Source organism: Fibrobacter sp. HC4, assembly GCF_023373925.1.
Taxonomy (GTDB): Bacteria; Fibrobacterota; Fibrobacteria; order Fibrobacterales; family Fibrobacteraceae; genus Fibrobacter.
Map to the genome: position 1 here is coordinate 143,655 of NZ_JALCZV010000003.1, position 26,149 is coordinate 169,803.

At 51.9% G+C, this 26,149-nt stretch carries 22 protein-coding genes and 1 tRNA gene; 8 read left to right on the forward strand and 15 right to left on the reverse strand.

Features of this window, described 5'->3' with window-relative positions; all coding sequences use genetic code 11:
* The first annotated feature begins 129 nt into the window (after nucleotides 1–129).
* The gene (locus tag MMG03_RS03000) at nucleotides 130–1,719 is read left to right on the forward strand and encodes an EAL domain-containing protein (protein ID WP_073283015.1); all 1,590 of its coding nucleotides are present in this window, start codon (nucleotides 130–132) and stop codon (nucleotides 1,717–1,719) included.
* A 164-nt stretch (nucleotides 1,720–1,883) separates the two neighbouring features.
* Nucleotides 1,884–3,368, forward strand: coding sequence for a DUF1846 domain-containing protein (locus MMG03_RS03005; protein WP_073156152.1), 1,485 nt, complete (start codon nucleotides 1,884–1,886; stop codon nucleotides 3,366–3,368).
* A 66-nt stretch (nucleotides 3,369–3,434) separates the two neighbouring features.
* On the opposite strand, the gene MMG03_RS03010 is transcribed toward MMG03_RS03005, so the two are convergent.
* From MMG03_RS03010 to dapA, 3 genes are all read right to left on the reverse strand, one after another.
* Entirely contained in the window at nucleotides 3,435–3,767 is a 333-nt protein-coding gene (locus MMG03_RS03010; protein ID WP_249505597.1) for a hypothetical protein, read from the reverse strand.
* A gap of 64 nt (nucleotides 3,768–3,831) precedes the next feature.
* Nucleotides 3,832–4,563 carry a hypothetical protein gene (locus MMG03_RS03015; RefSeq protein ID WP_073156158.1) on the reverse strand — a complete coding sequence of 244 codons (732 nt, stop codon included), beginning with the start codon at nucleotides 4,561–4,563 and terminating at the stop codon, nucleotides 3,832–3,834.
* Between the two features lie 155 nt (nucleotides 4,564–4,718).
* Nucleotides 4,719–5,675 (reverse strand): 4-hydroxy-tetrahydrodipicolinate synthase, encoded by a 957-nt coding sequence (gene dapA, locus MMG03_RS03020; protein WP_073156161.1) that lies wholly within the window; start codon nucleotides 5,673–5,675, stop codon nucleotides 4,719–4,721.
* 280 nt (nucleotides 5,676–5,955) lie between these two features.
* On the opposite strand from dapA, the gene MMG03_RS03025 reads away from it, so the two are divergent.
* From MMG03_RS03025 to MMG03_RS03035, 3 genes are all read left to right on the forward strand, one after another.
* Nucleotides 5,956–7,569 carry a phosphomannomutase gene (locus tag MMG03_RS03025; protein ID WP_073156164.1) on the forward strand — a complete coding sequence of 538 codons (1,614 nt, stop codon included), beginning with the start codon at nucleotides 5,956–5,958 and terminating at the stop codon, nucleotides 7,567–7,569.
* Between the two features lie 52 nt (nucleotides 7,570–7,621).
* On the forward strand, nucleotides 7,622–8,389 hold the full coding sequence (locus MMG03_RS03030; protein ID WP_073156166.1) for a hypothetical protein: 768 nt from the start codon (nucleotides 7,622–7,624) through the stop codon (nucleotides 8,387–8,389).
* Between the two features lie 164 nt (nucleotides 8,390–8,553).
* Complete coding sequence (locus tag MMG03_RS03035; protein ID WP_073156169.1) at nucleotides 8,554–9,297, forward strand: YebC/PmpR family DNA-binding transcriptional regulator; 744 nt, start codon at nucleotides 8,554–8,556, stop codon at nucleotides 9,295–9,297.
* 164 nt (nucleotides 9,298–9,461) lie between these two features.
* Here the strand turns inward: MMG03_RS03035 and MMG03_RS03040 are convergent, their stop codons facing one another.
* From MMG03_RS03040 to MMG03_RS03080, 9 genes are all read right to left on the reverse strand, one after another.
* The gene (locus tag MMG03_RS03040) at nucleotides 9,462–10,601 is read right to left on the reverse strand and encodes an N-acetylmuramoyl-L-alanine amidase (RefSeq protein WP_249505598.1); all 1,140 of its coding nucleotides are present in this window, start codon (nucleotides 10,599–10,601) and stop codon (nucleotides 9,462–9,464) included.
* The gene (smpB, locus tag MMG03_RS03045) at nucleotides 10,601–11,071 is read right to left on the reverse strand and encodes an SsrA-binding protein SmpB (protein ID WP_073156171.1); all 471 of its coding nucleotides are present in this window, start codon (nucleotides 11,069–11,071) and stop codon (nucleotides 10,601–10,603) included. The genes MMG03_RS03040 and smpB overlap by 1 nt, the downstream gene beginning before the upstream one ends.
* 11 nt (nucleotides 11,072–11,082) lie before the next feature.
* Entirely contained in the window at nucleotides 11,083–12,225 is a 1,143-nt protein-coding gene (gene obgE, locus MMG03_RS03050) for a GTPase ObgE (RefSeq protein WP_249505599.1), read from the reverse strand.
* Nucleotides 12,226–12,301: 76 nt separating this feature from the next.
* On the reverse strand, nucleotides 12,302–13,276 hold the full coding sequence (argC, locus tag MMG03_RS03055) for an N-acetyl-gamma-glutamyl-phosphate reductase (RefSeq protein WP_073234051.1): 975 nt from the start codon (nucleotides 13,274–13,276) through the stop codon (nucleotides 12,302–12,304).
* Nucleotides 13,277–13,453: 177 nt separating this feature from the next.
* Complete coding sequence (locus MMG03_RS03060; protein WP_073156175.1) at nucleotides 13,454–13,951, reverse strand: YchJ family protein; 498 nt, start codon at nucleotides 13,949–13,951, stop codon at nucleotides 13,454–13,456.
* A 160-nt stretch (nucleotides 13,952–14,111) separates the two neighbouring features.
* Entirely contained in the window at nucleotides 14,112–14,732 is a 621-nt protein-coding gene (locus tag MMG03_RS03065; protein ID WP_073156181.1) for a methyltransferase, read from the reverse strand.
* An 86-nt stretch (nucleotides 14,733–14,818) separates the two neighbouring features.
* On the reverse strand, nucleotides 14,819–15,943 hold the full coding sequence (gene rlmN, locus MMG03_RS03070) for a 23S rRNA (adenine(2503)-C(2))-methyltransferase RlmN (protein WP_073156184.1): 1,125 nt from the start codon (nucleotides 15,941–15,943) through the stop codon (nucleotides 14,819–14,821).
* 47 nt (nucleotides 15,944–15,990) lie between these two features.
* Nucleotides 15,991–16,338, reverse strand: a complete 348-nt coding sequence (locus tag MMG03_RS03075) for a helix-turn-helix domain-containing protein (protein WP_249505600.1) — start codon at nucleotides 16,336–16,338, stop codon at nucleotides 15,991–15,993.
* Between the two features lie 195 nt (nucleotides 16,339–16,533).
* Nucleotides 16,534–16,607: transfer RNA gene (locus MMG03_RS03080), tRNA-Arg, on the reverse strand.
* 210 nt (nucleotides 16,608–16,817) lie between these two features.
* Between MMG03_RS03080 and MMG03_RS03085 the strand changes: the two genes are divergently transcribed.
* A complete protein-coding gene (locus tag MMG03_RS03085; RefSeq protein WP_088665533.1) occupies nucleotides 16,818–19,118 on the forward strand; it encodes a penicillin-binding protein 1A in 2,301 nt (766 codons plus the stop codon).
* A gap of 50 nt (nucleotides 19,119–19,168) precedes the next feature.
* On the forward strand, nucleotides 19,169–21,769 hold the full coding sequence (locus tag MMG03_RS03090; RefSeq protein ID WP_073156751.1) for an RND family transporter: 2,601 nt from the start codon (nucleotides 19,169–19,171) through the stop codon (nucleotides 21,767–21,769).
* Nucleotides 21,770–21,879: 110 nt separating this feature from the next.
* Here the strand turns inward: MMG03_RS03090 and groL are convergent, their stop codons facing one another.
* The 3 genes from groL to MMG03_RS03105 form a co-directional block, all read right to left on the reverse strand.
* The gene (groL, locus tag MMG03_RS03095; protein WP_073156191.1) at nucleotides 21,880–23,511 is read right to left on the reverse strand and encodes a chaperonin GroEL; all 1,632 of its coding nucleotides are present in this window, start codon (nucleotides 23,509–23,511) and stop codon (nucleotides 21,880–21,882) included.
* Between the two features lie 174 nt (nucleotides 23,512–23,685).
* Nucleotides 23,686–23,967, reverse strand: coding sequence for a co-chaperone GroES (gene groES, locus MMG03_RS03100; protein WP_073156194.1), 282 nt, complete (start codon nucleotides 23,965–23,967; stop codon nucleotides 23,686–23,688).
* Between the two features lie 274 nt (nucleotides 23,968–24,241).
* Nucleotides 24,242–25,294 carry a hypothetical protein gene (locus MMG03_RS03105; protein WP_249505601.1) on the reverse strand — a complete coding sequence of 351 codons (1,053 nt, stop codon included), beginning with the start codon at nucleotides 25,292–25,294 and terminating at the stop codon, nucleotides 24,242–24,244.
* Between the two features lie 147 nt (nucleotides 25,295–25,441).
* Between MMG03_RS03105 and MMG03_RS03110 the strand changes: the two genes are divergently transcribed.
* Nucleotides 25,442–26,134 (forward strand): OmpA family protein, encoded by a 693-nt coding sequence (locus tag MMG03_RS03110; protein WP_249269322.1) that lies wholly within the window; start codon nucleotides 25,442–25,444, stop codon nucleotides 26,132–26,134.
* Nucleotides 26,135–26,149 lie beyond the last annotated feature (15 nt).

The window sequence follows — 26,149 nt, forward strand, 5'->3', positions numbered from 1 at the left end:
TTGTTTCGTTTTGGTTACGTATATTCCTGATTGGAATATAAAGAACCTTTAGAAAGTCCTTGTGCACTATTTTTTTTTAGGTGGGATTATTGTAGTTTAGACCATAGGGAATTTTTTGGGTTAAGTGCTATGATCAGTTCAAAAGAAATTTTGGAGAATCTGGACTCGGCTATAGCCGGCGAGGAGTTTCAAGTTTATTTTCAGCCGCAGTATAACCATTCTACTGGGATGCTGATTGGTGCGGAAGCGCTCGTTCGTTGGGCGTCTCCTAAGTTCGGTTTTATTTCTCCTGCTGATTTTATTCCTGTTCTTGAAGAGCAGGGACGTATTCCCGAGATTGATCTCTATGTCTTTGAACGGGTCTGCAGATTTCTTCGCCATAGCATAGATTCTAATTTGCCTTTAGTTCGCATTTCGGTGAACATGTCCCGAAATGATATCTTGCGGGAGGATTACATCCAGAGAATGGAAGCCCTCCGTTGCAAGTATGATGTTCCTACAAAGCTCATTCATGTGGAATTGACAGAAACGGCTGCAATTTCGGGCTCCCAGATTATCATTGATACCATCGATAAATTGCATCGACTGGGATACACTGTCGAAATGGATGATTTTGGCAGTGGGTATTCTTCGCTGAATGTGCTGAAGGATATTGATTTTGACGTTCTCAAGTTGGACCTGAAATTTATTGCGGGAAGTATCGGTAACGAACGCGGCGGAACGATCTTGAGCTCCATTGTGCGTATGGCCAAGTGGCTGCAGCTTCCTGTAATTGCCGAAGGTGTTGAAACCGTTGAACAGGCCGATTTCTTGAAGAGTGTCGGTTGCGATTACGTACAAGGTTTTCTGTACTCCAAGCCTGTTCCTATCTCTGAATATGAGAAACTTTTGAATGGCAATTCTGTGGGCTCCATTGTACCGCAGATGAATTTGAACAGTGTCCTGGATGCGGGTAAATTCTGGGATCCTGATTCTCTTGAAACCTTGATTTTCAGCAACTTTGTGGGAGCCGCCGCTATTCTTGAACAGCGTGGCGATTCTCTGGAAGTTCTCCGGGTGAATCCTAAGTTCCTTCGCGAAATGGGTATGAACTTGTCTGAAAAAGACTTGGTGAACTCGAATCCGGTCAAGACGATGGATGCTTCTAACATGAAGATCTATATGGAGTGTCTGGAAAAGGCGGCAGAAAAGAGAGAGGAACAGGAATGTGAAACCTGGAGAAATGTGCGCTCGGCCTGCTGCGGCTTTGAACGGCTTTGCGTGCGTAGCTGCATTCAGTTGATTGGCGTGAGCAAGGTTAGCCGTCTCTTCTTTGTGACGATAAGAAACATTACAGTCGAAAAGAATATGCTGCTCCAGATGCAGGCTGCAGAGCGTCGCTTTAAGGCCGCCAGTGAACAGGCTAATATTTATTTCTGGGAGTACTCTGTGGCTACCAAGGAAATGCGCCCCTGTTTCCGCTGTCAGCGTGACCTTGGCTTGCCTCCCTTGGTTCGTAATTATCCGGAGCCTGTTATTGAAAATGGATTTTTCCCTGCGGATTTTGCGGATATGTACCGTGAATGGCATCGAAAGATTGATGCTGGCCTCGCTAGTGTGGAAGGCATCATTCCGTTGACCGAAAAGAGGATCCCGTTCCATGTCCGTTATACCACGGAATTTGATGAAAATGGTCGCCCTGTCAAGGCCTATGGATCTGCCACCATGGTGGTGGATTGATGACTGTGGGGAATAAGAAATAATTATTTCATTCTATGTAAAATGTCTGACCTTAAAGGCGCAATTCCTTGTGAATTGCGTCTTTTTTTTAGATTACAACCCTAGGGGAGACGGCTCCAATTTTTTATTTTTGACCCGATAAATTTTATGCATGTGGAGCATATATGTTCAAAGTTGGATTTGATAACGACGCGTACTTGAGAACGCAGTCCGAGAAGATTGCCGAACGTATTGCAAAGTTCGGTGGAAAGCTTTACCTTGAATTTGGCGGAAAGCTCTTTGATGACCACCACGCAAGCCGTGTACTGCCTGGCTTCGCCCCAGATTCCAAGATCCGCATGCTCGAAAAGCTGAAGGACAAGGCCGAAGTTATTATCGCCGTCAATGCCAACGATATCGAAAAGAATAAGGTCCGCGGTGACCTGGGCATTACCTACGATCAGGACGTTCTCCGTCTGATCGACGCCTTCCGCGGTTACGGTCTCTATGTGAGCAGCGTGGTGCTGACTCGTTGGCAGGACCAGCCCAGTGCTCTTGCTTACCAGAAGAAGTTGGAAGGTCTAGGTCTGAAGGTTTACCGCCATTATCCCATTGCCGGTTACCCCAACAACATTCCGCTGGTGGTGAGCGACGATGGCTACGGCAAGAACCAGTTTGTTGAAACCACTCGCGAACTGGTAGTGGTGACCGCTCCGGGTCCGGGAAGTGGAAAGATGGCTGTGTGCCTTTCCCAGATTTATCACGAAAATACCCGCGGCGTCAAGGCCGGTTACGCAAAGTTCGAAACGTTCCCCATCTGGAACATTCCTCTGAAGCATCCGGTGAACTTGGCTTACGAAGCTGCCACTGCTGACTTGAACGATGTGAACATGATTGACCCGTTCCATCTGGAAGCTTACGGCAAGACCACCATCAACTATAACCGTGATGTTGAAGTGTTCCCGGTTCTGAACGCTCTGTTCACCCGCATCCTTGGTGAATCTCCGTACAAGAGCCCCACTGACATGGGCGTGAACATGGCTGGTAACTGCATCATCGATGATGACGCTGTTAGCGAAGCCGCCAAGCAAGAAATCATCCGCCGCTACTACAACACCCTCTGCGATGTTCGTAAGGGCAACGCTGATCAGGATCAGGTTTACAAGCAGCAGCTGGTCATGGAACAGGCTCACATTAGCACCGCCGACCGTCCGGTTGTTGCCGCCGCTCTCAAGCGTGCCGCAGAAACTAACGGCCCCGCCGTTGCTATTGAACTTCAGGATGGCGCTGTGATTGCCGCAAAGACATCCTCCTTGCTGGGCGCATCCTCTGCCATGCTTCTGGATGCCCTCAAGCACCTGGCTGGTATTCCTGATGAAGTCCGTCTGCTTTCTCCCATGGTCATTGAACCTATTCAGAGCCTGAAGACCAAGCAGCTGGGCCACACCAATCCCCGTCTCCATATGGACGAAGTGCTGGTGGCACTCTCTGTTTGCGCCCTGACCGATTACAACGCAAAGATCGCTCTGGAAAAGCTTCCGGAACTCCGCCACTGCGAAGTCCATGCCAGCGTCATCCTCTCTCAGGTTGATGTAGGCGTGTTCCGCCGCCTGGGTGTGAACTTGACCTCTGAACCGAATTATCAGACTAGCAAGTTGTATCACACTTAAAAGCTGCGGCTTATCGTCGCATAGATTTCAATTAAAAAAGTCCCGGAGTAATCCGAGACTTTTTAGTTACCATGAAAGTAAAACAATTCCTGTGGTACCAAGGGCGATTAGACCTGCTCCAACTCCGATGCCTGTTGCACTACCACTGTTTAAACCTACGTCAACACCAATCACCATAATTCCGCCAAGTATTCCTGCGACAGAATAAAGGTAACCCATAAATCTCAAAAAAGGGCTGTGATCGGAATAATCTCCGTCGTAATTTGTGTCGTGGACGTAATTCTCAATATTCGTTGGAATGGATTGCACAATTCTAGATTCATGCGTTACAATAGGGGTGGCCGCAAACGAATTTAATGCGAGTAGGAGAATAAACAAGATTGTGCTTACGGATTTCATGATAACCAATATAAAAAACGGCCGGCATAAACCGGTCGTTCTTTAAAGCTTCGCTAGTCTGATATTACTTAGCCTTTTTCGGGGGGTGAGCTGCGATCTTCTTGGTGCCCTTGGCCTTTTCGGCTTCGAGTGCTGCCTTTTCTTCGGCTTCGGCTGCAGCTTCAGCTTCGTCGAATGCGGCCTGCATTTCTTCCAGAGCGCCGACGGGATCGTCTTCGATGATTTCGGAAGCTTCGTCTACCAGTTCGGCGAATTCGTCGTACCAGTCTGCGAAGATTTCCACTTCCAGGTGGTCAACACCGGGAACGGTGAGACGGACGCCGCAGCTTTCGCCAACGCGGTCCATGTAAGAAGCGATTTCCGGCTTCAGGAGGGACAGGTCCAGACCGTCCAGGTCTTCCGGTTCCAGCCATACGCCATCTTCTTCCTCTTCTTCAACCTTAGCGGCCTTCTTGGACTTCTTGTCTGCCTTCTTTTCGGCCTTGTCTTCGCAGCAGCAACCGCACTGGCAACCGCAATTGCAGTCAGCGCCGTAGGTTTCCAGATATTCTTCGTCATCCATACCGCTGTCATAGAAGAATTCGTCTTCTTCAAGGTACAGGGTTTCGACAAAGATGCTCTTTGCGCCCAGGGACTTTGCGGCTTCGATGAATTCCTTCAGGTCGCCACCAAAGTAGCGGGTTGCTTCCACTTCTTCGTTCAGGGTCTGAACGGGGATGGGGAGGAGCTTCTGCTTGCTGATGTAAGCGCAGACTTCGTCGCTAATGGACTTCTGAACTTTCTGATTCTTAGCCATGATATTCTCCTTGTGAGGTATGAGGTTCGAGGTCGCTCGCAGTGCTCGCTTGAGGTATGAGTCAAATGATCGCGGCTTTGCCGCCTTACTTTAACTCAAAGGTCCGAAGGACCGTCCTCAAACCTGAAAGCACCGAAGGTGCGCCCTCAAACCTATTAAACGTGATACTTCTTGAGGCTTTCTGCCTTTTCGTTGATGAGCTTCATGATGCGTTCTACGGCTTCTTCGCCGCGGGCGGTGTCCTTGACGCTGGTCATGGGCTGGAACAACGGGCTGTTGAACATGGTTCCCAGAGGAATGGGGTTCTTGCGGCAGAAGGTTGCTTCCACGTAGTCGCGGGCGGCGCTCTGCAGGTCCTTGGCCTTGGAGGAGTCGCCGGCTACATAAGCCTTGTAAAGGTCAGAGAAGATCTTTGCTGCTTCGGGGATGTTACCGGTTGCGGTAATGAGGCCCTGGCCACCCATTTCGAGCATGTCGATGAAGAAACCGTCTTCGCCAGAGAGAACGGCAAAGTCGTTGTTCTTGGTTTCGTTGATGACACGCTTGGTGTCTTCGTGGAACTTTTCGCCGATACGGAAGTCAACTGCCTGCTTGAGACCGATGATGTTCTTGTCTTCGGAAAGGGCGATGAGGGTGTCGGGGTGGACGTAGCTAGCGGTACGGCCCGGAACGTTATAGATGATGATCTTGGCGCCAGTTTCTTCGCTCAAGGTCTTGAAATGCTTTTCGATGCCTTCCTGGGACGGGTTGTTGTAGTAACCGGTCACGCAGAGCATGGGGACTTCAGCAATCTTCAGGATTTCCTGAATCATTTCCACAGATTCACGAGTGCAGTTGGAGCCTGCGCCTGCGATAACGGGAACGCGGCCGCCTACGTAGTCCAGAGTGAACTTGATGATGTCCAGATGCTGCTTGTGAGTGACGGTGGCGCTCTGACCAGTGGTGCCAACCGGGAGAATACCGGAAACGCCAGAGGCAATGAGGTCGTCAATCATCTTTTCCATCTTCTTGTAGTCGATGGAGTTGTTAAGGTTCTTAGGATCATCGTTCATCAGCGGAGTGAACAATGCGGGAAAAACACCAGTAAGTTGAGAAGCTTTTGTAATTTGCATGCCTTAAAAATAGCTATAAAATGAAGATTTGGACCTTGCAAATGTCGCTTTACCCCCATTATTTTTCGCGAAAATCGGTGTAAACGGGGGATTTGGTGCCTTTAAGGACGTAATGACCTGGATTTTTACCTTTCTTTTTACCGTATGCTGTTCTTTTTATGTCAAAAAATAACATTAAAATATACAGGGGCGAGATAAGCCCCTTTTTGGTGGGGAGGGGTATCGTTTGTAACAAAATTTTTGTAAATTAATGCCCGAAAACTTTAAAATAGGAACCACTATGGAAAACATTACTCAGATTTGGAAGAAGATCCAGTCCCCCGAATTTAACCCCGCTACCGACATGGCTCTGGTAGAACAGGTCAAGCAGGTGGCTCTCACCTCTCAGGAACCGGCAAAGGTTAGCTTCGGCACTTCCGGCTGGCGTGGCGAAATCGGTTCTGAATTCACTCTCCGTAATCTGCAGGTCGTAGGCGCAGCTATCGTCCGCCTCTACAAGGAAGCTGATGCTGCTATGTTCGAAGCTCTTGGCGTCAAGGACTTCGCTGAACTTCAGAAGCGCGGCGTTGTGGTTGGCCACGACAACCGTCTCCTGGGTCACGAATTCTGCGAAGCTGTGGCTGACCAGTTCGCCAAGGCCGGTGTGAAGGTTTACTACGGCAACGAAATGCCGACTCCGGAATTCTCCGCTGCAATCGAAATGCTGGGTGCTGCCTGCTCCATCAACATGACTCCTAGCCACAACCCCAGCCACTACAACGGCATCAAGTTCAACCCCGCAGACGGCGGTCCTGCAGGTCCGGAAATCACCAACGTGATTACCAAGCTCTCTAACGAAATGATGAGCACCTGGAAGTTCGAACCGGTCTCCAAGGTTGACTGGGAAATCATCGACTCCCTGAAGATCTACAAGGAATTCCTGATCAAGCAGGGCACCATCAAGTTTGACCGTATCAAGGACTTCATCAAGAAGGATCGTCTGACTTTGGTCTGCGACCACGTTCACGGTTCTACCCGTCGTCGTCCGGCCGCTCTCCTGGACAATCCCCAGTGCCTCGTTACCATCCGTAACGAAGACGACAGCCTGTTCGGCGGTGTTGCTCCGGAACCGTCTTCCAAGAACCTGGAAATGGTCCGCAAGGCTCTGGACGAAAGCAAGTCCTTCTTCCGCCTGGGCGCAATCTTTGACCCGGATGGTGACCGTATCCGCTTCTACGATGGTTCTCGCGAAATCGACATGAACCAGTTCGGCGCAATCGCTTTCCACTACATGGCTACCTGGCGCAAGGAACAGGGCGTGGTTGCAAAGTCTGTTGCTACTTCTAACTTCGTGAACATCATTGCTGAAAAGCTGGGCGTTCCCGTTATGGAAACTCCGGTGGGCTTCAAGAACTTCCGCCCCTGGTTGTCTCGCAATGCCAAGGATAAGGCTCTGGTCGCCTTCGAAGAATCTGATGGTATTTCCGGCCTCAACAACACCCTGGAAAAGGATGCTCAGTTCGGCCTTCTCATCGCTCTCGAAATCATGGCTACCACCGGCAAGAACCTAGGTGAATACCTGGATGCCCTCTATGCTGAATATGGCCGCTTCTACCCCAGCCGCGCTGGTTTCGAAGTGGACAAGTCCCTGGTCGGTGCTCCGCTCATCGCCAAGGTGAACGCTGTTGCCGAAGCCGCACAGGTCGGTGCTAAGGTCATGGTTGGCAACACCGAAAAGACCGTTAAGCAGTTGCTCACTCTCGACGGCGTGAAGATCATTTTCGAAGACGATTCCTGGATGCTGGTTCGCCCGTCCGGTACCGAACCCAAGGTTCGTATCTATACCGAATGCCGCAACCCGGATGAAAAGGATCCCATGTTCGAAGCAGCCAAGGCTCTGTTCTACAAGAACTAAGTCTTGATTAGTGGATTGGGTTTCTAACCCGGATTAAAAGAGGATTAGAATTATGAAGAAGTTACTTGCATTTCTCTTTCTGGCCTTTGCAGTTGTTTGCTCTGCTCAGAACCTGAAGCCTGAATTCCAGGCTTTCTCTGGGGCGCTGCTTAAACTGAAGAAGGTTGAAAAGGGTTTCCACAAGTTCCAGTTGACGGTGGATGTCGCTCCGTGGGCCTTCCAGGCTACGGGTGAAGTCCAGGCTCCGGGTGGAGACGGCGACGTCTTGATTACCGGTCTCTTTGACGGTGAACTTTATGCGGTTCTCGCATACGTTCCCTCTACGGCTGCTGGTACCGACGGTCAGGAATATCAGGTTGGTTTCTTTGACATGATGCTTTATTATGAAGAAGAACCTACCCGTATTCGTAACCTGAAGTTCAAGCTGTTGCCTCCGGCCAACGATGAATGGGCTAAGGGCATTCTGAAGGATGCTCTGGAATCCGGTTCCTTGATTGGTAACGTGTGGGGCGGTAAGTATGACCGCGCCATTACCAAGGCTTCCGCTGATCCTATGGACAAGAAGAAGTTGCAAGCTCTTCAGAAGAAGAACGGAAACCGCAAACTTTCTGATGACGATGGAACCATTTCTACCCGCAAGCGTCGTGTAGAAGCTGAAGAAGCTCCCGTTACGAAGCCGGCCAAGAAGGGCAAGGCTGTAAAGGATGAGGCTCCTGTCAAGAAGAATAAGCACAAGAAGGTTTCTTCTGGTGATGGCTGCGATGATCCGAGCCTGAGCGTCAAGGAAAAGCGCCAGTGCGCTATGCGTAAGAAGAAATAATCTTCTTTGTAGTTCGAAACTTATAAATGCCGCTGCCTTTCGTAGAGAAGGGTGGCGGCTTTTTTCTTGATTTTTTTATATAAAACTTGCGGAATTTAAGGACAGACGTCCAAAAAAAAATTATTTTTTGACCCGAAACTTTTGCAACCTATATGAGGTAATTTATGTCCGGTCACTCCAAATGGGCCACCACCAAACGTAAGAAAGCTAAGACTGACGTTGCCCGTGCTAAGGCATGGAACAAGTTGATTAAGGAAATTTCTATCGCTGCTAAGCTTGGCGGCGGCAACCCGGATGCAAACCCGCGTCTCCGTGCTGCTATCATCAAGTCCAAGTCTCAGAGCTTGCCCACCAAGAACATCGAAAGTGCTATTGCCAAGGGTACTGGCGCTAACGGTGGTGCAGACGTTACCGAACCGCTGTACGAAGGTCGCGGTCCTGCAGGCATTGCCATCATGGTGCAGTGCATGACCGACAACAAGGTTCGTACCGTTGCTGAAATCCGTAACATCTTCAACAAGAACGGCGGCGCCATGGGCGAAACCGGTTCCGTTACTTGGGCATTTACCTACAAGGGTATGATTGTTATCGATGCAGAAAAGTACAGCGAAGATCAGGTTATGGACCTGGTTCTGGAAGCTGGTGCAGACGACATGAGCACTGAAGACGGCATCCACGAAGTTTCCACCTCTCCGGAAGCATTCGACGCCGTTACCCGCGCTCTTGAAGGTGCTGGCATCGAAATGATGAGCGCTGAAATCACCTACGTCGCTAACGACCCCGTCAAGCTGGGCCACGACGACGCTGTGAAGCTGCTCAAGCTCATCGACAAGTTCGAAGATCACGACGACGTTCAGGACGTTTACCACAACGCTGAAATCGACGAAGCTGACATGGACGCTGAGTAATCCTCTGTAACCTATAAAGCGAACTTCGCGAATTTGAGAAGTCCTCGGTTTAGACCGAGGACTTTTTACTCATACGACGTAAAAAATAGGTGCCGCGGACTTGTCAAAAAGGCGACTCCACCGGAGTCACCTCTCTTTATACTTTAACCTTTAATCTTTAACCTTTACCTGCCCAGGGTTTCGCGGTAGTTGTGAACGGCTTCCTTGTAGCTGGTGACTGCCTTGGAAATGCGTTCGGCGATATCCTTCTGTCCGGCGTCGCTCATCATGTAGGCTTCGTCCTCAAGGTTACTGATGAAACCGATTTCGTAAAGCACTGCGGGCATTAACGCACCCACGAGTACCATGAAGCCAGCACCGCCTACGCCGCCGGCCTGCTTGCGAATCTTGTAGCCATCGTTAGCCTTAAGAAGTTCTTCGGTGAACATGTAGCTGTTCTGCTTGTACTTTTCCAGACGGGCTTCCAGCTTAAACCATTCGATGGGGGAGAGTTCTTCCTTGGCGTTCTTTTCGCCGTAGAGGGTGGCCACCTTGTTTTCGCGGCGGGCGATGGCCTTGTCTTCTTCGCTTTCGGGAGCGCGGAGTACGTAGACGTGGTAGCCCTTGATAATCTTCTTGCGTTCGGGAGTGGCGTCAACGGCGTTGCAGTGGAGGCTGATGAAGAGGTCGCCATCCCATTGGTTTGCTAGATTGGCCCGCTGGCCCAGTTCGACAAAGTAATCCTTGTCGCGGGTCATCTTGACGCTAAAGCCTTCCTTTTCCAATTCCTTCTTGAGGAGCTTGCCTACGGTAAGGACAATGTCTTTTTCCTGAGACTTGGAACCGATGGCGCCTGAGTCCTTGCCGCCGTGGCCCGGGTCGATAACGATGGTCTTGACTTCGCGGGTGCCTGCGGTTTCATTTTTTGCGGGGGCGGGTGCTTGGGCTGTGGTTGTTGTATTTGTTGTTGCGGGGGCTGCCTTTACACTGCTTGATGAAACGGCTGCCTGTTGGGCGGAACTTTTTGCGGTTTGTTCTGCCTCAAAAAATTTTGCTGCGTCGACGGAATCAATTTGGATGCGGCCTGCAGAAAGAACTGGAGCTGCTGCAAGGTTGATTGTCTTGCCGTGGAGACTTGCGTAGGGGAGGCCGATGGCGAACTTGACCGTGTCCTTGTTTCTTTCTAGGGTGAACGTTTTTTGAACGGGATACCAATGGAAAGAGGCGCCCTTACTTTGGGCGAAATTCTCTACGTCCGTTTTACCGGCCCACACCGCAGAGGCGGTTGCTAGGCAGAAAAGCAGTACCCACAAAACCTTGTTCATTACTTGTGTGCCTTTGCTGCGCGATCCATTTCCATCTTGGCGTCGCGTTCCATAATGGTCTGACGTTTGTCGTGCTGGTCCTTACCGCGGCAGATGCCCATTTCCAGCTTGGCGCGACGATTCTTGAAGTACAACTTCAGAGGAATCAGGGTGCAGCCCTTCTGTTCCTTGGCCTTGCGCATCTTTTCGATTTCGTGGCCATGGGCCAGGAGCTTGCGGCGTCTTGCAGGAATGTGGTTGAAGCGGTTGGCGAATAGGTACTCGTCGATGCGGGCACCTACCAGCCAGAGCTCGTTCTTCTTTTCGTCAATGTCAATCCAGGCTTCGCCAATGGTACACTTGCCGTCGCGAATGGACTTGACTTCGGAACCGATGAGCATGATGCCCACCTCGAAGGTTTCGTCCACGAAGTAAAGGTGGTTTGCCTTTCTATTCTGGATGACGGGTGTTGACTGTTCCTTTTTTGCCATGGACTTTTACCTTACTTGGACTTTTTTGCGGTAGGCTTCTTTGCGGGAGCCTTCTTGGCAGGAGCCTTTGTGGTCTTGGATGCGGGCTTGGCTGCTGCCTTGCGTTCTGCCTTGGCAGCAGTCTTTGCGGCGGCCTTCTTGACAGGTGCTTCTACCTTCCTGGTTTCCCAGCCCACCTTTTTCTTTTGGACGTGGGGGACTGCCTGATCCAGGGCGTCACGGAGTTCCATGCAACCTTCACCGGTAAAGGCAGAGGTGATGATAACCTTTTCCTTATGTTCCGCAAACTGTTTGATGGCCTCTTCAATGCCCAGGTCACTTTTGTTCAGGGCGATTACGTAGGGCTTCTTGGCAAGCTTCGGGTGGAATGCCGCCAGTTCTCCCTTCAGAACCGTGAACTGTTCGTAGGCGTTTTCTGCAAAACCGTCGATTACGAACAAAAGAGTGTGAGTGCGTTCGATGTGCTTCAGGAACTGGTGACCCAGACCCTTGCCTTCGCTGGCGCCTTCCAGGAGACCCGGAATGTCGGCCACCACAAAGCTGTGTCCGTTCATCTGCACGATGCCAAGCACCGGTTCCAGAGTGGTAAAGGGATAGTCGCCCACTTTGGGACGTCCGCTGGAAATCTTGTTCACCAGACTGGACTTGCCTGCGTTGGGGAAGCCAACCAGACCGACGTCTGCCATGAGCTTCAGTTCCAGGAACAGTTCGCGCTTTTCGCCTGCTTCGCCCGGAGTGCATTTGCGAGGTGCCTGGTTAGAAGGGGTGGCGAAGTGCTGGTTGCCCATGCCGCCCTTGCCGCCACGGGCAGCAATCCAGCGCTGGCCGTCTTCGGTAAGGTCTGCAAGAATTCGACCTTCGGCATCCTTGACGATAGTTCCCTTGGGTACGTCTACGATGAGGTCTTCTGCAGATCTGCCGGTGCAGCGCTTGGCGCCGCCGGCTTGACCGGGGCGTGCCTTGTACAGACGTGCGTTACCCATGTCCAGCAGGGTGGAATACTGTTCGTTGACTTGGAGGATAACATGACCGCCACGGCCGCCATCTCCGCCATCGGGGCCGCCCAGAGGTACAAACTTTTCACGGTGGAAACTGCAGATGCCGTCACCGCCCTTGCCGGAGCGCACTTCGATTGATTTTTCGTCTAAAAACATAACAGGTTTCGAGGTCCGAGGTATGAGCTCGTCGCTTCGCTCCTTTGAGTTTGAGTTAGGCGGCTTCGCCGCAGGGTTAGAGTCCTAACGTTTCGTCGAGACCGAGAGCGATGTTCATGTTCTGGATGGCGGCACCGCTGGCGCCCTTGCCCAGATTGTCGATGATTGTTGTAACCTGCATGACGGTTTCGTTACCGAAAACCTGGATGCAAGCATTATTTGTGTTGTTGCAGATGGTGGGGTTCAGACGGCCGTTGATCAGTGCCGGAGTCTCTGCAGGGGTTGCTTCGTAAGGCATGACGGTTACGAAGTTGGAGCCTGCGTAGTGTTCCTTGAGGATGTCGGTCAGGTCCTGAGGTCCAACCTTCTTGCTAAGCTGGTTTGCAAAGAGGGCTACGGTTACGGCCATGCCCTTGTAGTAGGGACCAAGCACCGGATTGAAGAAGGGCGTGTTTTCCAGTTCGCAGTACTTCTTCATTTCGGGAATGTGCTTGTGGGAAAGGGCCAGGGCGTAAGGTGCCGGAGCCATGATGGGGAGGGATTCTCCTGCCTTGTGGCCAAGAGCGCTTTCGTCTTCGTATTCGGCGATGAGCTTCTTGCCGCCACCGGAATAGCCGGTGATGCTGTAGGCTGCCAAGTTTGTGGACTTGGGGAGAATGCCGCTTGCGACCAGCGGGTGTACGCCAAGGATAAAGCCTGTGGCGTGGCAACCGGGGTTAGCAATGCGCTTTGCTGTGCTGATGGCCTTGCGCTGTTCTGCAGAAAGTTCGGGCATGCCGTAAGTCCAGTCCGGGTTCACACGGTGAGCCGTGGAAGCGTCGATGATTACGGTGTTCGGATTGGTGCAGAGCGCTGCACTTTCCACGGCGGCTGCATCGGGCAGGCACAGGAAAGTCACGTCGGATTCATTGATCAGGCGCTGGCGTTCGGCGGTATCCTTACGCAGTTCCTGGGAAATGCGCAGAACTTCGATATCGTTACGCTTTGCGAGTCGATCATAAATCTGAAGACCGGTGGTACCAGCTTCGCCATCAACAAAAATCTTGAACATTGCTTTTATTCCTTAGGAAATCAGGGATGAGGTCGCGACGATGTCGCTTTGAGGTCGCTCGCTGTGCTCGCTAGAGGTAAGTTAAATTGTCGCAGTGAAGCCGCTATTCCTTAGCTCAAAGGGCCTTTGGCCCGCCCTCATGCCTCAGAGCACCGCAGGTGCGTCCTCATACCGTTGTTACTTACCAGCGCCGCAGCACTTCTTGTACTTCTTGCCAGAACCGCAGGGGCACGGATCGTTACGGCCGACATCCGGACCGGTCTTCTTCACGGTTTCCTGCTTGACTGCACGGCCGTCGTAGAAGAACCATGCGCCACCAACCTTGTGGAATTCGCCCAGTTCGTGGTGGTTACGGGTGATGTTGCCCTGCTTGAAGCGAGCTACGAATTCGACCCAGCCGATGTTCTTTTCTTCTTCGGTCTTGGTCTGCTTGATTTCGATGCCCAGCCATTCGGATTCCTTGCTCCATGCTTCGACGCTAGCTTCGTCGAAATCGGAACGCTGAGTAGCTTCCAGGGATTCCTTGAGCCATGCGATTTCGTGCTTGGCGTAAGCGGTGTAGCGAGAACGCATCAGTGCTTCGGGAGAAGCGGCGAGAGCAGTCTGCTTGATGACCGGTTCGCAGCATTCGCAATATTCTTTACCGGAACCACAGGGGCATAAATCTTGAGCCATAATAACCTCGTTAAAAGTGTGAAAAATTTACAGCGAAAAAGATAGAAAAAAGGTTAAAGGATAAAGTTTAAAGTTTAAAGGCGGTAGGCTGTTTACGGCGAAAAAAAAGGGCGCGGGATGACCGCGCTCCTTTATCCTTTCGCCTATAACCTTTATGCTACTACAGGCACTTCTTGAGAATCCAGAATTCTTCCTTACCTGCACGGTCGGGGAGGCTGTTTACGGCCGGGATGCGTTCAACCACATCGAAAACGCCGCCGAGACGAGCCATCAGTTCGCCTTCGCTGGTGCAGTGCGGAGGACCCTGCAGGGTCTTGCCGTTCATCAGCGGGTACATGAGGGAAATCAGCACGCCGTCGTCCTTCAGCATCTTGTAGCAGACTTCGAAGAATTCGTCGCGACGACCCGGATGGATTGCAGTGAAGGTACCGTAATCGTACACGATATCGAACTGCTGGCCGCCACGCTTCTGATCCTTGGGAGAAAGGGTGAACAGGTCCAGGTCCAGGGAACGGAGGTTCTTGTGCTTGCGGCTCAAGTGGTCCAGTTCATCGACTGCGGTTGCTGCGAAATCTACTGCCAGAACGTCATGGCCACGCATGGCCCATGCTTCGGCGTCGTAACCAAAGCCTGCGCCAGGAACCAGCACGGAGCCGGTAGCGGGGCAGGAGGGGTTCTTGAAAAATTCCAGCAGGGCAGGGGTAGCCTTCTTGGTGTTCCAATAGTCCTTGCCTTCTGCGTAAAGATTATCCCAAAATTCCGGGAGGTTTTGTGTCAACATTATTTACCTTCCTGTTTGTTTCTCTTGCTAATTACTTATCCTAATTCCAAATTTGATTCCGTCCTGGAGCCCTGTGCCGAACCTTGTTAGTCCTGCCTGGGCTTTGCGTCGGGGAGGCTGTGGCCTCTTTCAAATGCTTCCTGGTTGTCCTTGTTCTTCTTGTAGGCCAGCTGTCCGCAGGCGGCCAGAATGTCGCGGCCACGGGCGGTACGGATGGTGATCTGGACCTGGGCTGCTCGGACCGCGGCGAGGAAGGTGTCCACTTCTTCGGGGGTAGGGGCGTGCAGGTTCGGGTCGTCGCCATCGTTTAAGATGATGGCGTTCACCTTGACGCGTCGGGGAGCGCAAATGCGGATCAGTTCCTTGGCGGCCTTGGGCGTACAGGTGATGTTCTGGATCAGAACGAATTCGAACGTCACATAATTATCGGTTCTACGGATATATTCGTCTACCGCTTCCAAAAGTTTTTCGATGGGCCAGAGGTCATTTACCGGCATGACGGAAGAACGGTATTCGTTATTGGTGCTGTTCAGGCTGATGGCCAGGCAGCAGGGCGTGTTGCGGTCCACCAGTTCCTTGATGCGGGGGACGACGCCGCTGGTGCTGACGGTCATGCGCTTGGAGCCCATGTTGAACAGCTTCTGGTTGTGCAGAGTGCAGCAGACTCGGTGTACGTTTTCCAGGTTGTTCAGGGGTTCGCCCATGCCCATGAAGATGATGTTGGTGACCTGGGCGATCTGACCTTCTTCGTTGAAGATGTTGTTGTCTTTCAGGTACCAGTTGACGTTCAGGATTTCTTCGAGGATTTCGCCGGCTTCGAGATTGCGGAAGAAGCCCATCTTGGCGGTGCGGCAGAATGCGCAGTTCATGGCGCAGCCCACCTGGGTAGAAACGCAAACAGAAAAACGACCGTTGGCGGGGATCATCACGGTTTCGATGTGATATCCGTCATGGGTTTCGAACAACCATTTGACGGTTCCGTCTACGGAAACCATGTGCTGGTCTTCCTTGAGGGAGCGCAGCTCAAACTGGTTTGCCAACTTTTCGCGAAGTGCGGGTGAAATATTCACCATTTCGTCGTAGGAACGGACCTGCTGGCAGAACAGCCATTTCTGAATCTGGTCTGCTCTAAAAGGCTTTTCGTCGACGTCCCTAAGCCAAGCTTTCAGTTCGTCTGTGGTAAGTGTTTTTATGTTGCGCGGCCATTCCATAGGTCGCAAAGATAGTAAAAAATAGCCTTTTTGTTAAGGGTCGTAGATTACGGCTGTGACTTGTGTCTGATGTTTTCGATGTAGTCGTTGCAACGGTTTGGCGAAGCTGCGATCTTGGCCGGTTCCGAAGCCCTGCATTTGTCTTCCATTTCGTAAAAATTGTACAGTTTGTCCACTTCCTGGAATAGTTCGGTCAGGGTCATTTTGCAGGCCGTGGCTAGGACGCTTATGGTGAAAATAGAGGGGGCTCTCTTGCCGCTTTCGACTTGGGAGATGAACTGGCGGGTAATATGGGATTTGAGGGCGAGTCCCAGCTGGGTTAGCCCTGTTTTTTGACGTTTGGCGAGAAAAATGTGCTGGATGACTTTCGATAAGATGATTTGCTTGTAGATCATTTTTCCTCCACGGCGTGGTATGGGTAATAATGTGTTCCTGTTTTTAACCTTGTATGTAAATTTAGAATAAAATTAAACGCGCCGTGCAAACAACTGTTTGCAAAATGAAGGACAGTTTGAAAAGTTTTTGAAACAAAATGTCTGGGGAGGTATAAAACGAAAAAAAGCAGTAAGATTTCTCTTACTGCCTTTTTCTGCGGGTGCCAGGACTCGAACCTGGAGCCTTTTGGTTCGTAGCCAAACGCTCTATCCAGTTGGGCTACATCCGCGTTTTTGTTTTGTTGTTTGACTCTCGTCTTTCAACGCGCACAAAGATAGATTATTCACGATATTTGTCAAGGGTAATTCCTAAAAAAAATGATTTTTTTTGAAAAAAGTTTTTATGGGGGGCTTTAGACCCCTCTTTTCATGTTCCTTAAAGGTATGATGTTCTCGTATTAGCTATCTTTGTCCCAAAATTTTTAACCTTATATATTATAATGAATAAAGTTAAAGCTGTCCTAATGAATGTCCTTCAGATTTTGAAGGGCTGGTTCACCGATAAAAAGGTGCTGATTTGGCTCGGAATCCTGGCTTTGCCGGTGATTATCGCTTTTGTGACGGTTGTGGCGGTGTACAACCACTTTGCGCCGGAGCTGCCCTCCCTTTCTCAGCTGGAGCAGATCAATCCCAAGCTGGTTACGAAGATTAACGACATGAACGGCGAAATTGCCCACGAGTATTTCGTGGAACGTCGCGAATGGACTCCCTTCGACTCGATTCCGGAAGATGCGATCCATGCGGTGATGGCTACCGAAGACCGTGCCTTCTATGATCACTGGGGTATGAACGTGTGGGCGATTCCGTCTGCCATTCTGGAAAGTGCGACCTCGGGCAAGAAGCTCCGCGGTGCCTCTACCTTGACCCAGCAGCTGACCAAGCTCCTGTTCCTGACGCCGGAACGAACCATTTCCCGTAAGATCAAGGAAATGATGACCGCCATCCGCATCGAACAGACTTATACCAAGAAGGAAATTCTTGAATTCTACATGAATGAAGTTTACCTGTCTGGCGGTAACTATGGTTTCCAGGCTGCAGGCAAGTTCTACTTCGGTCGCCCCCTGGACAGTCTGACCATTCCTGAATATGCTGTTCTTGCCGGTATGCTCCAGCGTCCGGAAGCTTACCGCCCCGACCGTCATCCCAAGGCTTCACTGGAACGCCGCAACACGGTGCTCTATGCCATGCGCGATGCCGGCTACATCAATAATGATGATTATCATAAATATATCGAAACTCCGATCACCCTGGCCAAGAAGGAAGTGAATAACGATGCCGGCCTGTACTTCTACGAAGAAATCCGTAAGTACATGGAAAAGAAGTATGGCGAAAACTCCCTCTATGCCGATGGTGTGACTATTAATAGTACCATCGACCCGGCCATCCAGGCTTATGCCGATAGCGTTGCCCGCGTGCAGGTGGAAAAGGTTCGCCGCCGCGTCAAGTACCGCACCACACGCCGTCTGCTCTTGACCAAGAAGTATGATATGCCCGAAGATAGCGTGGTGGCACACTTCGATAGCATTTATGCCGATTTCAAGAAGAATTATCTGGCTGCCGATACCGCTGCCGACTTGACCAAGCGCCGTTATCCGGATAGTATCCGCTATCATCATGCCGAAGTGGCCGCCATCCTTATCGAAAACGAGACGGGCGCAATCCGTGCCATGGTGGGTGGTAGCGACTGGAACGCCTCCCGCTGGAATCGTGCCGTACAGTCCTTGCGTCAGCCTGGTTCTTCTTTCAAGCCCATCGTCTATTCCACCGCAATGGATAACGGTGCAAGCCCCTGCGACTCCGTGAACGACCAGCCTGTGAGCATTCCCGACCCGGATGACAAGAACCCCAACAAGGTGTGGCGTCCGGCCAACTTCGAACATGACTTCGAAGGTATGATGACGCTCCGCCGCGCCCTGTACCGTTCCAAGAACCTGCCTGCTATTTTGACGGGTATGAAGTACGGCCTGAACAATGTGGTGAACTACGCCCGCAAGTTCGGTATCGTTCGCGCTCCGTTGATGGCTGTGCCTAGCTTGGCTCTGGGTTCCGTGGGTGCAACCCTGATGGAAATGACGTCTGCCTATACAGTGTTCCCCAATGGCGGTAACCGTATTGAACCTTACATGATCGAATCTATCGTGGACCGCAACGGCGAAGTGATCGAACGTAACTCCAAGGTGGAACACGAAGTGCTGCGCCCGGCTTCTGCCTACCTGATGGTGGACATTCTGAAGGACGTGAACATTCGCGGTACTGCCGCCCGTGTGTATGCCAACGGCTTTACCCATCCCAGTGGTGGTAAGACGGGTACCACAAACGATTACACGGACTGCTGGTATATCGGTTTCACGAAGCAGTACACCATGGGTGTCTGGGTTGGCTCCGATAATCCGGGTTCCCTGGGTGCAGGTCATACCGGTACTGAAGATGCCCTGCCTGTCTGGATTGCCGTGATGAAGGAACTGCATAAGGATCTGCCCCGCAAGCCCTTCCCGGTTCCCTCCGGCGTTGTAAGCAAGGGCGTTTGCAACCACACGGGTAAGGCAGCCGGTGAGTTCTGCTCCGAAAAGACCGTCTGCCTGTATACCGCTGGTTATGCCCCTACTGAAACTTGCGACGGTAACCACTTCGAAGTGAAGACCAAGTCTGCTGACGATGCCACCCTCTTTAGTAACAAGGGTGCGGCAAGCAGCCCGGCCACGTCCGCCGGTGGGGCTAAGAAAGCCCGCAAGATGTTCTAGGAAAAGTGTTTGAAAAGAAGAGGATAGGAGGTCTTCTGATGGATGGTAAAATGAATAAGAAATCGTTTACTGAAAAATTTTCTGGCTGGTATATCCCGCTGATTTGCAGAAACAAGTTCAAGGCTCTGGCCTTCTACCTGGTGTTGGCGGTACTCTGTGCCATTCCCATCCTGTTTAAGCCTGGTCTTAAGCTGGATGCGGACTTGTCCCACTTGCTGCCGGAAGATACGCCTAGCGTCAAGGCTCTGCAGGAATCCTTCAGCCGTTTCGGTAGTACGGACCGTTTCATGATTGCCATCCAGAGCGAAGACGTCGAACTCGTTGCCGCCCTGCAGGATTCTATCAGTGCATACATCCACAAGAACTGGACTGGCGATTTCGTCTCGACTCAGGTCGATAACGACAACCAGTTCTTCAAGGATAACGCCCTGCTTTACCTGCCTTCGAAGCATCTGGAACGCATCCGCGACAATCTTGAAGATCTGCAGCTGGAAATCGGCCGCAAGAATGGTCCTCTGGTGGTTGACCTGATGGATGGTCTGTCCGACAGTTCTGCCTCTGCTGAAAAGAAAGAACGTGTCTGGTTTGACGCCAACCTCCCGCAGGAACTGGGCCTCCCCGAAGAAGCGGTTAGCGCCTTTGATTCCTTCTTCAAGAAGAAGGCCAAGGATGATACCTTGCAGCAGGCAAAGTCTGGCGAAGAATGGAATCCCAAGGCTTTCTTGCCGGCTCATCTGAAAACTCGCCTGATCGGCACTCCTCCTCCGGAAGACTATGATGGCAAGATCCTCTTTAACGGTGTGGTGAACGCCAAACTGATCAAGCCTTCTACCGACTATGAATTCGTGACCCATATTCTGGCAAGCACCGATTCCCTGTTGAGCTACTTCGGTTCCAAGACTTACCCCGTGCCTACCCGTTTTACTGTTGAAGGTACTTACGAAGGTCTGAAGGAAGTGGATGAAGTTGCTAACGACAGTATCTTCTCCTTCGGCATTAGCCTTGTCCTGATCTTCATCTTGACCATGGTGTTCTTCCGCAGCGTGAAGGGCCCTGTGCTGGTGACTGCCTCTGTGCTGTACGCCTGCATTCCTACCCTGGCATTTACCGCCCTGCTGTACGGCAAGATGAACCCCTTTACCGTTTTTGTGGCTTCCATTATCTTGGGTATCGGTATTGACTACTCCATCCATATTTTGGGTACGGCACAAAAGCTGCTGAGCAAGAACGCCTCTTTGGAAGAAGTGCTGGAAATGGCCCAGCAGAAAATGATGAAGCCTTTCATTCTGGCAAGTTTCACCACCATCGCAGCCTTCCTGACCTTGCTTGCTGCACACTTCCGCGGCTTCTATGAATTCGGCGTGGTGGCTTCTTGCGGTGTGCTGTTCAGTATGCTGACCTCCTTGCTGGTGCTGCCTGTATTTATCAGATGCATGGGCGGTATTCCCGCTGCACCTAATAACAGTCTGCTTCCCAAGTCCTGGAGCGACAAGCAAGTCTTTAACTTCTTTAAGTATGCGGCCATTATCGGCTTCATTCTTGGTGGCATCTCCCTGTACTTTGCCCAGGATGTGGACTTCGAACACAACATGCGCAACCTGCGCCGCGTTTCTACCACGGTAAAGACTTCCAAGAACAAGATTTCTACCAAGGTGACCCGTGCCACCAACCGTGCCGTGACATCCACTCCGGCCGCCGTCATGGGTTCCAAGCCCGAACAGCTTGATATGCTGTACGATACCTTGATGGTCCGACTCCATGTGGAAAAGGATTCTACCCTGGGTAGCTTCCTGACCTTGAAGAGCTTTGTGCCGCCTATGGATTCCCAGAAGGCCCGCCTCGAAATCATCGAGGAAATTCGCGACCTGGCAGAAGCCCGTGTCTTTGACCGCGCCGAAGGCGAGGATTCCGCAAACATCGCTTCTCTCCGTCAGCTGGCCAAGGTCGAGGAATCCTTCACTCCCGAAGACGTTCCTAGCTGGACTCTGGACCTCCTCCGCGAAAAGGATGGCTCCTATGGCAAGATCGGCTTTATCTACGGTGACTTCCCCAGCTGGGATGCCCACGCCCTGCACCGCTTCCAGGAACGTTATGGCCACTGGAACTTCGACGGCGAAGACCTGCGCACCTTCTCTTCCCAGTTCATTCTCTCTGACGTGATTGAATCCGTGAAGCAGGACAGCTTCCGCCTGGCCCTGGCCATCATCCTGGTGATCTTCGGAACCTTGGCCGTGTCCTTCCGCAAGCCCAAGCTCTTCATTAGCGGCTGCATTTCCTTCGGCATGGGCACCTTGCTGACTCTGGGCGTACTTGGCGCCTTGACCCACTTCCTGGATTTCGGCAAGATCAGCATTTATAATGTGATCGTCATTCCCATGACCCTGGGTATCGGCATCGACGCCACCATCCACTTCATTACCTCTTGGATGTCCGACAAGAACATGACCCTCCGCCAGCTTATGGACAACACCGGCCGTAACGTGATGGCCAGCTCCATGACCACTATCGCCGGCTTCGTGGGCTTCCTCTTTACCACCCATCGCGGCCTGAAGGGCATCGGTGACCTGGCTTGCCTAGGCATCTTCATTTTCCTGATTACCAGCGTGGTATTCTCCATGTTCCTTTGCCAGGCATGGCTTAAGAAGAAGTAGCCAGAAAGAACAAAGCATACAGAAAAAGGGCTGCGGTTTTAAACCGCAGCCCTTTGTTCGTAAAGGGATAAAATCCTAGATCGCGGGGGAGACCCCGCGAGAAGGCTTTATTACATCATGCCGCCCATGCCCATGGAAGGATCCATAGCGGGTGCTGCCGGCTTGGCTTCCTTCTTTTCGGTGATCACGCAGTCGGTGGTCAGGATCATGGAAGCGATGGAGGATGCGTTCTTGAGAGCGGTACGGGTAACCTTAGCCGGATCGATAACGCCAGCCTTGATCAGGTCTTCGTAAGTATCGGTCTTGGCGTTGTAGCCGAAGCCGTCCTTACCTTCCTTAACCTTGTTCACAACGACGGAGCCTTCGCCACCAGCGTTTGCGACGATCTGACGGAGAGGTTCTTCGATAGCGCGCTTGATGATAGCGGCACCAGTCTTCTGGTCGTCGTTGGTGAGCTTGAGGGCTTCGACAGCCTTGGCTGCGCGGATGAGAGCAACGCCACCACCCGGAACGATACCTTCTTCGACGGCTGCGCGGGTAGCGTGCATAGCATCGTCAACGCGGTCCTTCTTTTCCTTCATTTCAACTTCGGTAGCAGCACCGACCTTGATCACTGCAACGCCGCCAGCGAGCTTTGCGAGACGTTCCTGGAGCTTTTCGCGGTCATAGTCGCTAGTGGTAGCTTCGATCTGCTTCTTGATCTGGGCGATACGGCCCTTGATGGAAGCGGCGTCGCCAGCACCTTCGACGATGGTGGTGTTGTCCTTGGTGATAACGATGGACTTTGCCTGACCGAGGACGGTAACCGGAGCGTCTTCCAGCTTAGCGCCGGTGTCTTCGGAAACCAGCATACCGCCGGTGAGGATAGCGATGTCTTCCAGCATTGCCTTACGACGGTCGCCGAAGCCCGGAGCCTTAACGGCTGCCACCTTCAGGGTGCCGCGCATCTTGTTCACAACGAGAGTTGCGAGAGCTTCGCCGTCAACATCTTCAGCGATGATGAGGAGAGGCTTGCCCTGCTTTGCGACGAATTCCAGCATGGGGAGGAGGTCCTTCATGGTGGAGATCTTCTTGTCGTAAAGGAGGATGTAAGGAGCTTCGAGGGCTGCTTCCATGCTGTCAGTGTTGGTGACGAAGTAGGGAGACAGGTAACCGCGATCGAACTGCATACCTTCGACGACGTCGAGGATGGTTTCTGCAGTCTTGGATTCTTCGATGGTGATAACGCCGTCGTTACCGACCTTTTCCATAGCATTGGCCAGGAGGTCGCCGATTTCCGGATCGTTGTTAGCGGAAATGGTAGCAACCTGAGCGATGTGTTCCTTGCCGTTGATCTTCACAGCCATCTTGCCGATTTCTTCGATGACAGCGTCAACTGCAGCGTCCATACCGCGCTTGATGTCCATGGGGTTTGCGCCTGCGGCAACGTTCTTGAGGCCTTCGCGAGTGATTGCCTGAGCGAGAACGGTTGCGGTGGTGGTGCCGTCGCCAGCGGTGTCAGAAGTCTTGTTTGCTACTTCCTTGGCCATCTGTGCGCCCAGGTTTTCGTAAGCGTCTTCCAGTTCAACTTCCTTAGCGACGGAAACGCCGTCCTTGGTGACGTTGGGTGCGCCAAATGCCTTGGCGATCATGACGTTACGACCCTTGGGGCCGAGAGTAACCTTAACTGCGTTTGCCAGCTTATCGACGCCGTTCATGAGGGATTCACGGGCAGCCACATCAAACTTCAACTGTTTTGCCATTTTTCTTTTTCCTTATTTAAAATTCTTGGGATGGGGTCGTGCCTGCGGCACTTTGGGGCTTGAGGTCGGCGCTTCGCGCCTGGAGGTTTATGATTGCGGCTTATAGCCTTTTAACCTCAAAGCATTCCGCAGGAATGCGCCCTCATACCTCAGAGCGAAGCGACCTCGCTTCTATTAAAGAGTTGCGAAGATGTCGGATTCCTTGATGATCAGGTAGTTTTCGCCTTCGACGGAGATTTCGGTGCCGCTGTACTTGCCGTAGATAACCACGTCGCCAACCTTGACTTCCATAGCAACGGTTTCGCCATTTTCAGTCTTGCGGCCCGGGCCTACTGCCACGACCTTACCCTGCATGGGCTTTTCCTTGGCGTTATCCGGGATGAAGAGGCCGGAGGAGGTCTTCTGTTCGGCTTCAGCCGGCTTTACAACGATGCGATCTGCTAAAGGCTTGATCATTTTTCTGTCCTTTGTTGCGGGCTCCACGTTCGGGAAACCCTATTGTTTAAACTGTTGGCCTTGGGGGCCTATTTTTGTTTCGCCCAAATTTAGCAATTTTTGTGCCAATGCCGTAAATGGGGGCTGCAGCCCTTATATATGGAGTAAATGTTCACTTTTGAAACAAAAAGCTGTTTAATTCTGAAACAAAAAAAGAGCCGGGGTACCGACTCCTTTTCGCCGCGATTCACGGCCTGCTTCGATTCACGGGTTGCCCGCGACTCTCGGCTTGTAATTACTTGATGGTGCTGGTCAGGCGGAATGCCAGGCCCACGTCGCTCACTTCGTCTTCGCTGTAGACGCTGAACTGGAGCTTGGACTTGCCGATGTTCTTCACGAGAGCCACGGTCCATGCCAGGTCATCCATCTTGTTGTCCTTGGCGAAGTGGATCTTTTCTTCGCGGTCCTTGATGTATTCCTTTTCGAACATCAGGTTGCTGAGGATGCCGAAGGTGGGAATTTCAACGCCGGCGTAGAAGGGCTGGACGTAGTCACCCTGGGTGAAGTACTTGGATTCCGGAGCGATGTAGTTTTCGACGGCGGTATTGATGTCCTGGTCTTCGGTGTAGAGGCAGGCGTATTCACCGTAGAGGCGGAGGTTGGGTGCGAAGGTGTAGCTGGCGTATGCTGCAACACGGTGGGTGATGGCGGCGGTGTTCTGGACCACGTCGATGAGGTTAGAACGGTAAGCGACCTTCATTTCAAGGGGGAAGGTGAACTTCATGTCGTCTTCGACACGGATGTAGCCCTGGTTGGCGGTGCCGTTCTTGGTGGCGACCATGGCGTTCAACTGGTTCAGGCCGTGCTTCCAGCCCAGTTCAACAGCGTTGTGGCTGTAATCGCGCATCCAGAGGCCACGCTTGGTCAGGTCCTTGTCGATATAGGTACCGAAGTTGGTGGACTGAGACCAGTCAGTCTTCCAGCGACCGATCTTCAGGTTGACGTTGTCGTTGGCGGTGGGAGCCCACTTGTAGTTTACCCAGTAGAGGTCTGCCAGGATCTTGTCGTAGTTGGAGGCCTTTTCGCCGTTGGAGAGCTTGTTGCCGAATTCCGGAGCGAAGATGCGGAGCATGATCAAACCGTCAAGGCTTTCGCTCTTGTACTGGCCGCCGATGTTGGCGCGGATCCAGCCGGAGCTGAAGTTGTTGTCTTCGTCGGCGATGGACTTGGTGACCTGGGTCTGGACGTTGCCCTTGAGGCTCATGTTGTCGGTGGCGTCGGCGGCGAATGCTGCGGTGCTTGCGGCAAGGCTCATGACGAGGGCTGCTGCGATCTTGTTGAACTTCATAAGAACTCCTATAATAAGGCGAAAATTTTCGATGGTAAAATTAGCTTTTACAATAACATTTGCAAGGGTTCAAGCCTAGTTCTTGCCTCAAGAATTAATTAAATTTGGGTCGCAAAATGGAATTGCATACATTTAAAGGGATGTGCTATGAATAGGAAGTTTTTTGCTCTTGCGATGTCCGTTCTGGTTGGCTTTGGTGCCGCTCTTGCCAGGGACCTTGTTCCCAACAAGACTCACGCTGTCTTGAACGTGACCTACACCAATTACGACGATGTTCCCCAGTCTCACAAGAAGCTGACTTTCGTCGGTCAGAACAATCCCAAGAACAAGCTTGTCATTACCACTGACCAGTATGGCGAAGCCAGCTTCCACATTCCCCGCGAAGAAACTTACACCATCCTTTGTGAAAGTTTGACCGGCCCCTTCGAATGCGGTAATACCCCTTATGTTTCCAAGACCGCAAGCTCCGGCGGCATCACCGTTACCTTCGACGATACCCGTGCCGAACTGACTGGCGTCACCTTCAAGGCTGGCAGTGCCGAACTGGTGCCCACATCTCTCAAGACTCTGGACGCAGCCATTGCAGGCCTGAAGCGCAACCCCAAGGCCCTCGTGGAAATCCAGGGCCATACCAGTTCCGAAGGCAGCGACGAACTGAACGATCGCCTGAGCCAGGAACGCGCCTACAGCGTCAAGGATTACATGGTGAGCAAGGGTATTTCCGAAGGTCGCCTCAAGGCTAACGGTTATGGTTCCAGCCAGCCCAAGGCCGACAACTCCACCGAAGCAGGTCGCAAGGCCAACCGCCGTATCGAACTGGTGGTCCTTTCGGAAGAATAATTTCCAAGAATTATT